The organism is Lentzea sp. DG1S-22, from assembly GCF_036321065.1.
Classification (GTDB): Bacteria; Actinomycetota; Actinomycetes; order Mycobacteriales; family Pseudonocardiaceae; genus Lentzea; species Lentzea jiangxiensis.
The window spans coordinates 1,936,130-1,950,736 of sequence record NZ_CP143276.1 but is presented as its reverse complement, the minus strand read 5'-3'; the positions used below and the strand labels follow the sequence as shown (position 1 = coordinate 1,950,736).

13 protein-coding genes and 1 pseudogene are annotated in these 14,607 nt (G+C 67.9%); 3 read left to right on the top strand and 11 right to left on the bottom strand.

Features of this window, described 5'->3' with window-relative positions; all coding sequences use genetic code 11:
- Positions 1-21: 21 nt before the first annotated feature.
- From V1227_RS08590 to V1227_RS08575, 5 genes are all read right to left on the bottom strand, one after another.
- Complete coding sequence (locus V1227_RS08590; protein ID WP_329791978.1) at positions 22-1,332, bottom strand: hypothetical protein; 1,311 nt, start codon at positions 1,330-1,332, stop codon at positions 22-24.
- Positions 1,329-2,696, bottom strand: coding sequence for an alpha/beta hydrolase domain-containing protein (locus V1227_RS08585; RefSeq protein ID WP_329791977.1), 1,368 nt, complete (start codon positions 2,694-2,696; stop codon positions 1,329-1,331). The genes V1227_RS08590 and V1227_RS08585 overlap by 4 nt, the downstream gene beginning before the upstream one ends.
- A 119-nt stretch (positions 2,697-2,815) precedes the next feature.
- Positions 2,816-3,385 (bottom strand): QsdR family transcriptional regulator, encoded by a 570-nt coding sequence (locus V1227_RS08580; RefSeq protein ID WP_089961360.1) that lies wholly within the window; start codon positions 3,383-3,385, stop codon positions 2,816-2,818.
- A 385-nt stretch (positions 3,386-3,770) separates the two neighbouring features.
- Complete coding sequence (locus V1227_RS40590; protein ID WP_442916470.1) at positions 3,771-3,947, bottom strand: zinc finger protein; 177 nt, start codon at positions 3,945-3,947, stop codon at positions 3,771-3,773.
- 154 nt (positions 3,948-4,101) lie between these two features.
- A complete protein-coding gene (locus V1227_RS08575) occupies positions 4,102-7,731 on the bottom strand; it encodes a hypothetical protein (RefSeq protein WP_329791976.1) in 3,630 nt (1,209 codons plus the stop codon).
- Positions 7,732-7,883: 152 nt separating this feature from the next.
- Here V1227_RS08575 and V1227_RS08570 point away from each other — a divergent pair, with 152 nt between their 5' ends.
- Positions 7,884-8,231: a hypothetical protein gene (locus tag V1227_RS08570; protein WP_329791975.1), complete on the top strand. Its 348-nt coding sequence runs from the start codon at positions 7,884-7,886 to the stop codon at positions 8,229-8,231.
- Positions 8,232-8,781: 550 nt separating this feature from the next.
- Here the strand turns inward: V1227_RS08570 and V1227_RS08565 are convergent.
- A complete protein-coding gene (locus tag V1227_RS08565) occupies positions 8,782-9,108 on the bottom strand; it encodes an integrase core domain-containing protein (protein ID WP_329791974.1) in 327 nt (108 codons plus the stop codon).
- A 45-nt stretch (positions 9,109-9,153) separates the two neighbouring features.
- Entirely contained in the window at positions 9,154-9,810 is a 657-nt protein-coding gene (locus tag V1227_RS08560; RefSeq protein ID WP_329791973.1) for a hypothetical protein, read from the bottom strand.
- An 82-nt stretch (positions 9,811-9,892) separates the two neighbouring features.
- Between V1227_RS08560 and V1227_RS08555 the strand changes: the two are divergent.
- Positions 9,893-10,358: pseudogene (locus tag V1227_RS08555) on the top strand (IS5 family transposase); the annotation flags it as partial.
- A gap of 200 nt (positions 10,359-10,558) precedes the next feature.
- On the opposite strand, the gene V1227_RS08550 reads toward V1227_RS08555, so the two are convergent.
- The 3 genes from V1227_RS08550 to V1227_RS08540 are packed head-to-tail and all read right to left on the bottom strand — an operon-like array spanning position 10,559 to position 12,703.
- A complete protein-coding gene (locus V1227_RS08550; protein ID WP_329791972.1) occupies positions 10,559-10,936 on the bottom strand; it encodes a hypothetical protein in 378 nt (125 codons plus the stop codon).
- Between the two features lie 16 nt (positions 10,937-10,952).
- A complete protein-coding gene (locus V1227_RS08545) occupies positions 10,953-11,804 on the bottom strand; it encodes an ABC transporter permease (RefSeq protein WP_329791971.1) in 852 nt (283 codons plus the stop codon).
- A complete protein-coding gene (locus tag V1227_RS08540) occupies positions 11,801-12,703 on the bottom strand; it encodes an ABC transporter ATP-binding protein (protein ID WP_329793981.1) in 903 nt (300 codons plus the stop codon). The genes V1227_RS08545 and V1227_RS08540 overlap by 4 nt, the downstream gene beginning before the upstream one ends.
- Positions 12,704-12,962: 259 nt before the next feature.
- Between V1227_RS08540 and V1227_RS08535 the strand changes: the two genes are divergently transcribed.
- Positions 12,963-13,673, top strand: coding sequence for a MerR family transcriptional regulator (locus V1227_RS08535; RefSeq protein ID WP_329791970.1), 711 nt, complete (start codon positions 12,963-12,965; stop codon positions 13,671-13,673).
- A 15-nt stretch (positions 13,674-13,688) separates the two neighbouring features.
- Here V1227_RS08535 and V1227_RS08530 read toward each other — a convergent pair whose 3' ends face one another.
- Positions 13,689-14,240 carry an LmbU family transcriptional regulator gene (locus tag V1227_RS08530; RefSeq protein ID WP_329793980.1) on the bottom strand — a complete coding sequence of 184 codons (552 nt, stop codon included), beginning with the start codon at positions 14,238-14,240 and terminating at the stop codon, positions 13,689-13,691.
- Between the last annotated feature and the right edge of the window lie 367 nt (positions 14,241-14,607).

The following is a 14,607-nucleotide window of genomic DNA, read 5'->3' as shown; positions in this document are numbered from 1 at the left end:
CGCACGAACCCCCTTCTCCGCTCAGGGGGACGTTGCGCGGGGTCCTCCGGTTCCGACGTCGAGGTAATCCTTGAACTGCACGGTGACCGCGTGCGCGTCCGACGGCCGGTTCGGCACCGCGATCGTGCGCGACCCGCCACCGGTGCCGCGCGCCGTCTGGGTGACCCGGATCGTGCCCTCCGGCCGCGTCGGCAGGTAGGCGTCCACGCCCGTCAGGAACGGCAGCGCGGCGAACGGCGGCAGCGCGGCACCCGGCGTCGAGGCCAGGTCGCAGTTGTCGTCGAACGCGAACGCGGCGATCACCTGGCGCAGCCGCGGCGAGACGTCGGCGGTGAGGACGTTGACCCCGTTGAGCTCCAGCCGGTCGCTGTCGGGCTGGTCGGACCACCACTCGCGGTTGCGGATGACGGTGAGCGCGCTGTGCGTCGGACACCGGTCGATGTGGTCGGTGATGCCGCCGGGACGCGACACCTGCAACCGCACGAACCGGTCGCTGCGCTCGAACGGCTCGAAGTAGAAGTGGTGCGGCACCTGACCCTCGCGCAGCACCACCAGCTCGTGGTGTGCGCGGCCGTTGACGGGCAGCGGGCCGAACGAGCCGTCCGCGCCGGTCCGGGCGCTGTGCCGCGGTTCGCCGCGCCGCGCGCCGGTGAGCGGGTCGAGCTCCCAAACCTGGAGCAGTCCGGCCAGCCCCTCGTTCTGCGGGTAGTACGTCGCCCGGCCCGCGATCCGGACCAGGCCGGGCGGTTCGGGCAGCACCCGGGTCGTCAACGCGGGCCGACCGCGCAGGAACCGGTGCATGTGGGCGAAACCGTCGGCCGACGTGGTGGTCTCGGTGTGGCCCAGCGTCGTCAGGTGGACGTTGGTCGCGCCGCCGATGGACCCGTTGGGCTGCAGGCTGCCCCACAGCGCCAACGTCGGCACGCCGCCCGGCGGTGCGGCGCTGGAGCGCCCATCGACGTTGACGTACTTGCGCACCGACGCGGCCCGTTCGGGCGACGACAGGTAGCTGTGCATGACCGTCGTGCCGCGCGAGTGCGCGATCACGTCCACCTTGGCCGCCCGCGTTCGGGCGCGGACGGCGGCGATGAACGCTTCGAGGCCGGCGACGGCGCGGTCGTTGGTCGGGATGCTCGTGTCGTACTCGTAGGCGTGCAGCAGCGCGTCCGGGTAGCCGTTGCCGGAGAACCGCTTGGCGTTCGACTGCCACTGCTGCGCCGACCCCTGCTGGCCGTGCACGAAGACGATCGGGGTGAGCGGTTCGGCGCCGGCGGGCACGGCCGCGACCGTGGACGCGAGGGCCACGACGAGCGCGAGCAACGGGACCTTCATCGCCGACCTCCAACGGCCAGGGCGTCGGCGAGGTTCTGCCGCGCGTCGGCTGGCAGCAGGTAACCCGCGTGCACGTTGGCGACGTCGGCGGTCACCACCTGGTGCAGGTAGTCCCCGCGGTGCGGGTAGAGCCGGGCCAACGTCGCCGCGTCGAACGGCACGTGCGTGCCGAACAGGCGGCAGAACGTCTCACCGGTGTTGTCGCCGGTGTTCAGCGCCCTGGGTGCGGTCACCTGCGACAACCGGATGCCGCCCAGCGCGAGGCCCAGCGCGTCGCGCTTCTTGGTGACGCCGTCCGGCTCGAACTCCAACGGGCGCGCGGTCGGCGGCGGCGTGCCCCGCTCGACCCACCGGCGCAGGTGGTCGTAGGCCGCGGCGGTGACGTGGTGCATCGGCACCCGGCTGAACGGCGGCCGGTCGCAGTCGTACTGCGGTGCGCCGCCGAGGTCGCGTTCGGAGATCGGCACGCGGTAGGCCTGGCCCTCGTAGCCGGAGTGGGCCGCGCCAGCGACCTCCCAGCGGCGGAACCGGTCGGTGTCGGCGGGACGGGTCGCGCTGCGCACGTCGGTCTCCGACTGCACCTGGAAGACGGGTTCCGCGCCGGCCCGCGTCGGCGCCGTGCCGACGACGAAGCCGTAACCGTCGAACACCGGCTGCTGCTGCGGCAGGACCCGGTCGTACAGCACGGTCATCCGGGCCGCCGACTGCGAGGCGCCGATGGCCAGCACGGTCCGGGGCCGCAGGCCGCCCGTGACCGCACCCGACTCGACGGCGCGGCCGGCCTGGGTGAACACGTCGTAGGACAGCTCGTCGGCGGTGAACCGACCGCCGCCGGTCACGTCCAGCCCGCCGTAGCGCGCGGGGCTCCACGCGCGGAGCTGGTCCACCCCGACCCGTTGCGCCGACACACCGACCCAGGCGTAGCCCGCGCGGACGACGGACTCGGCGTTCCACAACGCGTCCAGGTCGTACCCGGCGGTGACGTTCTGCCACTCGACCAGGGCGGTTCCGTTGAAGTCGCGGGCGTGCGCGGGCCGCCGCACGACGACCCGGGTCGCGTACGGCACACCGGTGGCGACCTTCGTGCCGTTGCCGGCCCAGCCGTCGGCCGCGCCGGAGACGTGGAATTCCTGCTCGACGTAGCCGGCGGCGGCGAGGTCGTCGGGCGTGGAGAAGAACGGGTAGGTGTCCTCGATCCGGTCGGCCAGCCGGTCACCCGGCACGGTCCCGGGCAACGGGCCGACGACCCGCGGCGCCGGACCGGCGGGCGCGGAGGCGGAGGCGGAGGCGGGGACGGACGTCGGGACCAGCAGGCCGAGCACGGCCGCGACCAGACCGAGGCGACGCCAGGGGGAAGGGGACATACCGGCTCCCACAGCGATGGGGGATGGGTGCGGAACCGACCGTAGCCAGGCCCGGACGACCGGCACCAGAACGCGGCGCCATCGTGAGACCGCCGTCGCAGCACGCTGCGGTGGCCGGGTCAGCGGTGCTGCAGCAGCACCGTGCGGGCGGCGGTTTCGGCCAGGGCCGGGTCGAGCGGCGCGCCGCTGAGCAGTTCGGCGTAGAGGGCGGACTCCACGATCCGCACGTACAGGAACGCGACCTGGTCCAGGGCCGCCGCCGACCACGGCCCGCCGTCCACTTCGAGCAGGATCTCCTTCTGCGCCGACACCGCTCGCCGGTGCACCCCGCCGGCGGTGTTGAACAGCACCCGGATGGCCGTGTCGGGCTCGCTGCGCAGGAACGCCCGGAACGGGCCGGCCGCGCGCAGGTCGGCCACGAACCGCCGGGTGACCTCCAGGACGCCCTCGACGCCGACGTTCGTGCGCTCCTGCCGGGCACGGGCCAGCAGCCGGTCCGCGAGCACCCACAGCACGTCGGCGAGCAGCCCGTCGCGGCTGTGCACGACCCGGTAGAGCGTCGCCCGGCTGATGGCCAGGCTCGCCGCCAGCGCGTCCATCTCGACCCGGCCGTGCCGCAGGAAGAACCGGCACGCGCCGCGCAGCACCTGGTCCTGGCTCACCACCCGCCGGGCGCCGATCGACCCCACTCGCAGCCCCTCGCCTCCGCCGGCCCGCCCGTCCGGCCACCCGCATCATCGTCGCCCTGCGGGTCTGCCCGCGAGACCCGGACCGGTGCCGCCGGGGTGTGCGTCACGTCACTTCCCGAGTGCCGGGCGGGGCCAGGTGCGCGGTGGCGGCGCCGTGGCGATCGAAGGTGACCGCCGCATGCCGCTCTCGACGTTCGTCGACTCTGCTCGCGCCTGGTGCTGTGACCAACGCGTTCGTGCAGCATCCAGCGCAGGAATTGTCTACTCTGTAGTTTCAGTGTTGACTAAAGTCAACCGCAACGGTCGCATGCGGCGGTCATCGCCGGCGAAGTTCACAACCCGCCACGGCACTACGTCCGCTCCGTGGTGCGCGTCGACGAGCCACTCAACGACGTGAACACTGCGCGACGGCATGCGAAGCCGGTCGAGGCCGGAACCTTGGAGCCCCCGGATAACAGAAGGGTCTGCCGCACAGCGTGCGACCTGCTTCATTGACAGCCAGCTCCTGCGGTATCGCGTGGCGCTGCTCGTCATGCGGCTGCCATTTGTAGCTTCGAACCATGCCCGATCACTTCCCGAGAACGTCCGCGCGACTTGCGCACCTGATGTCGGCAGTGATCCACGGAAATCGATTCCCCCGGCAGATGAGCGCAGAGCTGCTGTGGCTTCGGGGCCGCGTGTGCCGTGAGTGGCGGGCCGCGGAACCAGCGTCCGGACTACTCGTCGTGGTCGTCCTCGGCCTGCCTGTCCCAGTACTTCCCTTCTGTGCGAAGGGACTCAGCGTGGTCGCGGAGGACCTGGGCGGTGAACGGCCAGTCGTTCTGGATCTGGTCCGCCCAGTCCGAGTACTGCTGGGCGGTCGCCCGTTCTCGCGGTCCTCCCTCGTACGGGTCCCTGGTCGAGAACGTGGTGTTGTTGGCCAGACCGAGGCCGAACCCGTCTCGTAGTTCGTAGGCGTCCGGCAGCTCCAGGACGTCCCGGACCGCCTCGGCCGGCCAGGCTCCGTCCTGTCCTGGGGGACCGGCGGAGATCAGCGTGCCGATGGCACGGTCACCCTTGCGCCGCAGCTCGGAGTCGTGCAGCGCGTCTCGGACGTGCCGAACCCAGCTGAGCAGGCGCTCGCGGTCCACCTGGTCGCCGGTCTGGCCTGGTACGCACCGCAGCTGCTCGGCTTTCAGGTAGAAGCGGAATGCCTTGGGGTTGAGCTTCCCGGTTGGCAGGTAGCGGAACCGGTGCAGTTCGACGAACGCGGCGGGATCGGCGGCGATGGCCTCGAGCAACGCGGCCGGTGCACGGTCGTGGAACAGGTCGAAGAAGGCGAGTTCCCACCTCGCGACCGCCCGCAGGTCGTGCCCCGAGCTGTGGAGGTGGCTGATGAGCTCTCCCACCTCCCACGCGGTGTGGGTGCCGATCCGGCCTGGCGAGTTCAACGGTGCGTCGAAGGCGGCTTCGATCAAGTCAGCGGAAGGTCGCCAGGGCTTGTCGTCTCCGTGCAGCGCCATGGACAGGGCGTCGACGACGGCGTCCGGCCGACCACGCTGGAGGATCTCCGCCAGGTACTCCTCAGGTCGTTCCGAGGGGAAGGGGAACGCCGGAGTCAGCAACCAGAAGCCGTCGCTCACCTCCCAGCTCTCCGCCGAGACCGGCTCGGCTGCCAGATCGACCGGCAGCGCGATCAGGAAAGCGGTCCGCGCGCTCGTTTCCTCCGACAAGGTTGCCACTGCGTCGGCCACCCACTCTTGGCCGCCTTCAGCCGCCCGACGCCAAACCCATTCTTTCGCGAACGGGGTCCCCAGGTAGTCCAACACCTCGTCCCGCACCGAGTCTCCCGCCACCTGCGCGAGCACCATGCCGACGAGGTCTCCTCGCTTGCTCGCTGCGGCCAGCCGCGCGACTCCGTCGACACCGTGCCGTTCCAGTTCCTCGGCGACGACCTCGCGCCGCAACTCCTCGAGTTTGGTCCGGTGGTGCTCGAGGTCTGCCGGGGCGATGCCTGGGAGATGCGGATGCCAGCCGAACAGCCAGGCGTGCCTGGCCGGATCGGACTCCGGCTCGATCCGATCCAGGAAGGCGCCCAGGCGGTCGGTGTGTTCGGGCGAGAGGTGCCGAGACCCGTCTGTCGCCGCCAGCTCACGGCGCACGACCTCGTCGCCCGCCTCCCACAGTTCGCGCGTCACCTGTGCGCCCAGGACACTCGTGTCGACCCCGTCGAGGGCGGAGAGCAGCGGATCACGCCAGCTCTGCGGAAGCCAGCTGATGCGCGGCAGGAACTCCACCCAGCGCCGGGGAACCGTGGCCAGATCGACGAGCACCGCGTCGAGCACCTTGTCCAGGTAGGCCTGGGCCGTCTCCGAGGGGTGCTGTCCGACCCCCGTCCAGTCAATGCGCACCTTCGGCCGTGCCGGATACATCAGGAAGGGATGTGGCTCGATCAGATCCAGCAGTAGTTGCCATCCCACCTCCGGGTGACGCACCTGTACCTGCTTGATGAGCGCCGGGCGGCGGTCGAGCGGCACGGGGCTCACCGGAAGGTGGATGAGCGAGTTCACCAGCGACCGGGCCGGACGGTTGGCCCACTTTCCGCCGGGATCGACCTCCGCCAGACGGGCCATCAGCAGGACCGCGCGCCTGCTGTGCTTCGGGGCCCATGTCAGTGTCTCGAGCGCCCACAGCAGCCCGGTGTGCGCCGGGTGCCGGAACATCGACCGTTCCTCGGAATCGTCGAACATCGTGCGCAGCACCGGACTGTCGCCGCGCATCGCCTGGTCCACAGCGTCGGCGAACACCTGCGGACAGGCCTCGGCGAGCAACGGGAGCACGTCGCTGAGCGACCGCCACAGCAGGCCGGTGCGGTCGTCGTTCGCTTTCCTCAACAGCTGAACGACAACCCTTGCCGTGTGGGTCTTCGCCTCGTCGCCCGCTACGGTCGTTGTTCCGGAGTCGCCGAGGCGCGCCAGGCCGTGAGCGATTCCCTCGCGCAGCTCGTCGGAGAAGGTGCGGGCGATGCCTCTGACGGCCGCCGACATGACCTCCGGCCCGGCAAGGGAGAGCACCGGATCGACCTCGCTCAGGACGTCGAGGGCCGCCGCGCTGAACCGCTGGACGTCGGTAGCGCTCACCTGTGTCCTCAGATGGGTCCACGCGTCGTGCGGGTCGGCAAGCTGCCAACGTGAGCCGCTGCGGTGCACCAACGGATCGCCGGAGGTCGAGGAGGACGTCACGAAGCGGTCAACGTCGGCGTAGTCCTGACCGGTGATCCGGGCGAGCACGGCGTGGTCGGACGCGTTGGACGCGGACCACCGGTTGACCAAAGTCAACGGTGCCGCGATCGCCGACGCGGGTGCTTGCGTCCACGCCGGCCGCGGCTGGTTCGGGTGCAGCCTGCGGGTCACCGCACGGAGACTGCGCCGGACGAGGCCCGCGTAGTCGTGCGCCTCGTGCAGGGGCAGGCCCCGGTCGAGGAAGGCGTCGCGTGCCTGGTCGCGAGGTATCCGAGGCAGGACAAGACTTTCCGGGCGGACCTCGAGTCCGTCGCGTGCGATGATCACATGTCGGGTGTTCTGCGTCTGCCGGACCGGAACGCTGTCGCTCATCACCACGGCAGGGAACGACGGCGGAATCCTCGCGGCGTGCTCCCATCCCCTCTCAGAGGTAAGCAGCATCGCGCGGTGGTGCGGGTCGTGCCGGTCCAGGACGGCCGCGCAGAACGCGGCCACCTCGTCCGTGGTCTGCCCGTGGACGACCAGGTTTCCCGGTGGACCTGCCAGCCAGGACCGCAGCCGCTCCGCGACGGCCTCCCGTCCGAGCAACACCAGGTCCGCCGGCAGTTCAGGCCCGGCGAACACGGAACGTTCGCGGGCCCACGTCGCCAGGTCGATGATCCCGTCCCTGACACCGATCGCGAGCTCCGGCACATCGTCGATCACCCGGTCGACCAGTCCGGGTATCAAGTGCGGGTCGCGCGAGGTCAAACGGACGTACTGGCACTTGGCCAGTCCCGCGAGGTCCTCGGGTAACTCGCCCGCCGCGAGCTTCTTGCCGCCATGCCCCAGAACGGGGATCACGGGCTTGCCCGCGGCCAGCACCGTCGCGATCTCTCCGCGGACGACGTCGTCCGGCTCGAACAGCCGCTCCTTGAAGTCGGACAGCCACCTCTCGCCGATCACGGCAATCATCGCGGAGCAGTTCTCGACCGCGCCCCACATGATCGGTTCGTAGTCGCGTCCGAGGGCGATGGACTTGCTGGAGCGGAATACCCGCTCGTCGCCGAAGATCGTGCTGAGCGCCGAGTCCAGCCAGGCGGCCTTGTCCTCGCCGTCACCGTTTCGGAAGTTGATGAACAGCATGGCGTCCAGGGTGCTCCGGTCCTCCAGCCGGCACCACCCGTTTCCCGTCTCCTTCCCACGGCCTTATAAGGAGATGGTAGGTCCACAGAGGACTATGGGGTGTTGTCTGGTGTCCTGACCAGTTTGTCGGGGCTGGGTGAGAACCTGGTGCGGTGACGTCTCATGATGACGACGAAGATCTCGATCTCGTGCTCGGCCAGGCGCACGAACTGCTCGGCGACGCGGACGACCTGTTCGCGCAACGCCTCGTGCAGGCGTCGCGCCTGCACCTGCGCCGTGACGGCGGCTTCTTCCACCCGATTCCTGGCGACAACTGGAGGAGTGACACCTACGAGGCCGTCCTCGAGGTACCTCAGGCACTCGTGTCCGAGTTCACCAGCGAGGTGACGGACCGGATCTGGACCAAGCTGCAGGCGGTGCTGCACCGGCACAACCGAGAGGATGTCTTCGGCGTGGTGGTGGGAACCGGTGCTTCCACCGCTGCCCGAGGTAGCGCCTGACTGGCGCGAACGAGCGGCGTTCCAGGCACCTGCCGAGCGGCCCACCAACCAGGCCCGCCGGGAACGGGCGGCAGGCGGTTACCCCACGCGGGACGGGATGACGTTCACCAGCGTGGCGGAGATAGCGGTGTACGACCTGCTCGTGGAGCTGCAGAAGGAGAGCTCGCGGCACCGGACCTTCTCGGCGATGCCGCTGCCTGGGGTCAAGCTCCGGGACGCCGGCGTACTAACCTGTGCGTGCCGAAAAGTACGTCCGTGCAGGTTGTGGGCCTCGGCGCGCTCCTGACGCCGCTGGCCCGCGCAACTCTGCGCCGACTCCGACTGCTGGTCAGCCCGGATACGGTGCTGCGATGGCATCGTGACCTGGTAAAGCGTCGCCACGCCGAGACGAGCCGGCGTCGAAGGCGTGGGCGTCCGCGGGCCGTGGCCTCGGTTCGTCGCCTTGTTCTGCGTCTGGCGGCCGAAAACTCCTCGTGGGGCTATCGGCGCATCCACGGAGAACTCGCCCTCCTCGGCGTCACGGTCGCTCCTTCGACCGTGTGGGAGATCCTCAAGGCTGCCGGCGTCGACCTGGCGCCACACCGAGCGACCGTGACATGGGCCGAGTTCCTGCGCTCCCAGGCCGAGGTGGTCGGTGCTTGTTGTAGTGGATCTCGTAGGTGGCAAGGACTTGACGCGCGTGGGCTTCTCCGGTGATGAGGATGTGGTCGAGGACCTCGCGCCGGATGGTGCCGATGATGCGTTCGCAGTGGGCGTTCATCCGGGGTGCTTGCGGTGCGCTCTTGATCACGCGTAGTTCCTCGGCCTCGAACACAGTGTCGAACACCTCGCCGTACTTGTCGTCGCGGTCACGCAGCAGGAAGCGCAGGGACTCCATCCGCGTTCCGAGGTCGGCGGAGAGGTTCCTCGCCTGCTGCACGGTTTAGTCCTGCGTTGGGCGGGTGGTGACGCCGGTGATATGCAGACGCCTGGTGCCGTGTTTAAGGAACGCCAACGCGTATAGGCGTGTGCCGAGCGCGGTGTCGATATGGAAGAAGTCCGCCGCGACGATGCCCTCGGCCTGGGCTGTGAGGAACTCTCGCCAGGTCGGACCGGATCGACGTGGTGCTGGGTCGATGCCCGCTGTGTTCAAGATCTTCCAAACGGTGGAGGCGCCGATTCGATGTCCGAGTCGGGCCAGCTCGCCTTGGATCCGCCGATGTCCCCACCGCGGGTTCTCTGTGGCGAGCCGGAGCACAAGTGCCCTGATCGCTGCTCGGGTGGGTGGGCGTCCGGTTCGCCGTCGCGCGGTGTAGTCCCACTTCCAGGCGATGAACCTGCGATGCCAGCCCAGCAACGTGCCTGGCGTGACTGGGAAGATCTCGCGCCACCGCGAACGACGTATCAGCCTGGATAGTGCGGCGAACCAGAATCGGTCTGCCGGCTCGTAGCGGACCGGGCTGGCCAGCTGTCGGCGAAGCACGCTGTTCTGATGCCGCAGCACGAGAAGCTCCGCGTCCTTCTCCGCCTCACCGCGGAGCAGTACCGACGCGGCAGACAGCAACTTCCGAGTCACTTTGTACAGCAGGGAAACGATCACCTGGGCATTCTCTCAGCCTGGGAAGGATGGGCTGCACGCTGCGGTGATGGCTTTTTGAGCGGCACACGGTGAAGGGCGGCCCAAAACCGGTCCGAGCCCGGTCGACCGCGCCCGGACGGGCTTCAAGCACCACCTGATCACCGACGGCGGCGGCGTGCCCCTGGCCGTGACGCTGACCGGCGCCAACCGCAACGACGTCACCCAACTGGTGCCACTGCTTGACGCCGTCCCGTCGGTCCGCGGCCGGCGAGGCCGCCCCGGCGTAGACCTGACCGGGTCTACGCCGACCGCGCCTACGACCACGACGAGTACCGCAAACAAGTCCGCGCCAAGGACATCCGGCCGCTTATCGCCCGCCGAGGCGTCGAACACGGCTCCGGGCTCGGCGTGCACCGCTGGTTGTCGAGCAGACCTTGGCATTGCTGCACTGGTTTCGCCGCCTGCGCATCGGCTGGGAAATTCGCGACGACATCCACAAAGTCTTTCTCAGCCTCGCCTGCTCGATCATCTGCCGGCGACGCCTCCAACGCCGCCAGTCATTGCGTTAGGACCTCAAGGCCCGAGGCCTGCCACTCTGCTTGATGGCCGACCCCGGTGCCTTCTGACAGGTTCCCTCCTTGGCCTGCGCGTTGGCTAGAGCTGAAGATGCACTTCTGCGTGGCCACGTTTCTCAGCTGCCAGCCGAACGCGGTGCTGCTCGCCTCGCTCCGCTTGGTGTCGAGGCGGACGATCGTTGTTGCGATGTCTATTACCGGCGCCCGCGGTTGTCCCTCAGCTTGCGAGCGCGTAGATGGGTAGCAGACAGATCGCGATGAGCCTGAGCGCGCAGGTGGCTCGGCAGGTCGTCGAGCCGGTGGTACAGCACTCGGATGTGCTCCAGATACCCCATGAGCGCCGCCAGATCCACCCCGAGCCTGTCAGGCTTGCCCGCTACGTCCGCCGACAACGGGTGGGGGTGCTGTTCGACCGCTTCGCGCAGGACATCGTGCTGTTTCGCCAGCGATGTGACCACTTCTGCGAGCGGATAGCTGCCCGTTCCCGAAACCGGATGCCGGTCGAGGACCGCAGCCACCTCGGCCGCAGCCTCGGTAATCACCTTCACCAGTTGTGTCCGATCGCCGTTCACATTGACCTCCTCGGGATTACGCCGGTCGTTGAGCGACCTGCTCGCGACGAGCCGCCACGGCCGATCCCGACTCGCGGCTCGCCATGCGACGCAGAATGATCGGAGCCAGAACGAAGCCAAGGACCGCCCACGCGCCAAGCGCGAGAACCGTCTCCAACTGTCGCCACGACTGGTCGATTTCCGCAACAGCGACTGCGTCGGGCAACAGTGCCGAGCGCAGCCCCAACCCGAGCCAGTACAAGGGAAATGCCTGCCCGACCCACTGCAGCCATCCAGGAAGTGCGCTGATGGGGTAGAAGATACCGGACACGCTCACCAGGCCCATGATGATCAGTGTGACGAACCCGAGGCTCTGGGCGTTCGCGAACAGCGATCCCAGGATCGCTCCAAGGGGCATTACCGCAAGCAAACCCAGCAGCAGCACCAAGATCAGGGTCAGCCATGACGACGCGGTGTCCTTGCCCACTCCGTCGAAGAGTACGAGTGAAGGCACCAAGATCAGGGCGAACACCAGAACGGTGATCGCTGCCTTGCTCAGGATCCGGCCGATCAGGTAGCTGACCATTCCGCCTGGGGTGGCCTTCGCTCGCAGCAGCGTGCCGTCCTCGCGATCGGTGACCAGTGACAGGGCGAGGCCCATCAAACCGGTGAACACCGCGTTCATGCCGAGGATGCCCGGCACCGACTGGGAACCGAGCGAGAAGTCCGTGCCGGGGACCTTGGAGTCACCGACGATGTACATCACCACCACGGCGATGACTGGAATCCACAGCCAGCCGATGAGCTCACCGACGTTGGTGATCGACTGGCGAAGCTCGATGCGCGCCCGATACAGGCCTGCGCTGATGGCGGCGTTGTTGCCACTCATGCCTTCACCTCTGCGGAGGACGGACGGTCGGACGACAGTTCGGTAGGCACGTCTGCGTGCCCTGCTTCGAAGTCGCGCACCATGGACAGATAGACCTTTTCCAGGCTGGCACGGCGAACCTCGAGATCGGTGATGTCGGTGTCGTGCTCTCGGAATAGTTCACGCACGAAGCCCGTCGCGTCGGCTACCGAGTGCGTGTGCGGCTCGCCGTGCAGCCGGTAGCTGACTTCGGACTTGCTGGAGATGCGTTGTGACAGCTCCACAGCAGTGCCTTCGGCCGCGATCTCCCCGCCGGCCAGGATGAGAATTCGGTCCGCAAGTCGCTCGGCCTCGTTGAGGTCGTGCGTGGTGAGCAGGATGGTCATGTCATCGCGCTCGGCCAGACGACTCACGAGCGCGTGAAAGTGTTGCCGGGCCTCAGGGTCGAAGCCCACGGTCGGCTCATCGAGGAACAGCAGATCCGGCCTGCCGACCAAACCCACCGCGACGTCGAGCCGTCGTCGCTGACCACCTGACATCACGCCCACCCTGGCGTCTGCGTGCTCGGTCAGGCCGACCAGATCGAGAAGTTCGTCGACGTCGAAGGGACGCTGCCGTTCGGAAGTGCTGAATGGAGCATAGTGGCGGGCGAGGTAGACCAGCAGCTCGCGTGTCCGCCAACGACTGTGGTCTCGCCAGGACTGCAGCACCACACCCAGCCGAGCCCGCCATGTCTCGTCGCCGTTGTTCGGATCGACGCCGAGCACGTTGACCTGGCCTCCGCTTCGTCGCCGGAAGCCCTCCAGGATCTCGATGGTCGTCGACTTTCCAGCCCCGTTCGGGCCAAGCAGTGCGACCACCTCACCGCGGTGAATGGTGAAATCCACCCCGCGCAAAACCTCCTTCGCGCCATAGCTCATGCGGAGGTCGCGCACCCTGATCACCTCAGAGGCGTTCGGAGACCGCTCGCGCAGTGCACTCGACCTCTCCGGATCCTGCTCGGGATTGCCGTAGTGCCGGCCTGACCAGCCGCTGTTGGCCATGTTCGGGTTGACCTTCATAACTCAAGGATATCGTTGAACTACCCGTGTAATGTTTGCAGTGAAAGAGGCATGACATACTGGCCCAACGTGACGCCAACCTTAAAATCCGGTATGAAGGCAGCTGTAAGGGGGCACGATGGCGCGAGCACTCAGGCCGGTCGATCTGGCGCGAGCCGCAGGGATCTCTACGCAGCAGGTCCGCAACTACTTGGATGACGAGGTACTGCCGCCGGCAGCTCGATCGGAGTCGGGCTATCGACAGTTCGACTCGAGACATCTCGAAGCACTGCTGGCTTACCGGCGCATGATGCGGGGATACGGCTGGGATATCGCCCGTGCGATGGCGCGGGCAGTGGGAACGGGCGACGTCGCCAAGGCGCTCGAGCTCGTCGACGGTGTTCACGCCGCGCAGCACGAGCGACGCAAGGCCTTGCGCTCGATGCGTGAGGCGTTGGAGGTCGTGGCGGAAGAGGTGGACCGGCGGGATCCGGTGCGGCGATCTGATCTGCGCATCGGTGAGGTGGCGGCGCTGCTCTCCGTTCGGGCTTCGGTATTGCGTGTGTGGGAAGGACATGGCCTGGTTAAGCCACGCCGGGACGCGGAGGGTTACCGCCGTTACAACTCCACGGACGTGAGGGATCTGCGATTGATCGCGATGCTGCGTGCTGGTCATTATTCGCTGACACAGGTCTCGCGCCTGCTTGAGCAGTTCCGCGAGACCGGTAGCGGTGTGGCGCTTCGCCAAGCGCTCACCCAGCGCTTGGCGGAGCTGGAGAGCCGCGCTCTCGACATGCTTGAAGCCGGTGTGGCGCTGCACCGCTATATCGCTATCCGCAAGGACAATTGAGTCGTGCCCGCTCACCTATGTCTCAGTGACGTCGAGCGTTCGCGCGGCGGCGTGGTTGAGCGACTCGACCACCCAGGCTTCGAAGTCGCGGCCGGAGCGCTGCGCTGCCTCCTGCCAGCGGTCCACGTGCCCGCCACGCACTGTCAGGCGGGAAACCGTTGTGTCCGGATTGTCTATGGTCGTACGACTGCGGCGTTCATCGCGAATAGCGGTACGCAACCGTTTGGTGGTCCACGCCGACTCAGCCGCACGGGTTAGCCAGTAATCCTGCTGCTCAGGGGACAGGGACGCGACCTCGGCGTGATGCTGGAAACTGAGCCCGCTGCGGCGGCGTTCGTTGGAGAACTGTCTCGCTACCCAGGCGTAGTTACGCAAAGTCTGGTAACTAAGTCCCAGGGCTTCGATTGCCTGGCGATAGCGATCGGCATAGTTGTTCATCCCGTACACCAGCCAATCTCCCAGACACCAGGATGTCAGGTCGGCCATACCGGAAAGGCGATGGCCCGCTCGCTCCCAGTCCTCGAATGCGAGTGTTTCTGGAATCCTGAGCCCGGTATTCGTCAGCATCACCCGGTCGGCGCGCTGGTGACGGTGATCGATTCTCCTCGCTCTCTGCCTCGGCATCGCCCGGGCGGTCGAACTCTGAGAGCTGTCCTCGATTTGAGGTGGGCAGATGGCCCCTGTCACCTGCCTGTTGGCACTTGCCATGTCCTCCCGGCCCCCCAATGCATGATCTACCTCCAACACGCCGACCGGCGCCCGTGATGGAACTCAAACCCATGGTGCTGGCCTGTGGTTGTTGCGGACTTGCAGCACCGCACGCACCAAGGCCCTGCCGTGATTGCGGTTCCCCCTGGCTCGCCTCGCCCGTTGTTCGCGGCGCTGCGGCTTATGCGGCTTCGGCGCACCCGTCGTCGATGCGAAAGATCTATAG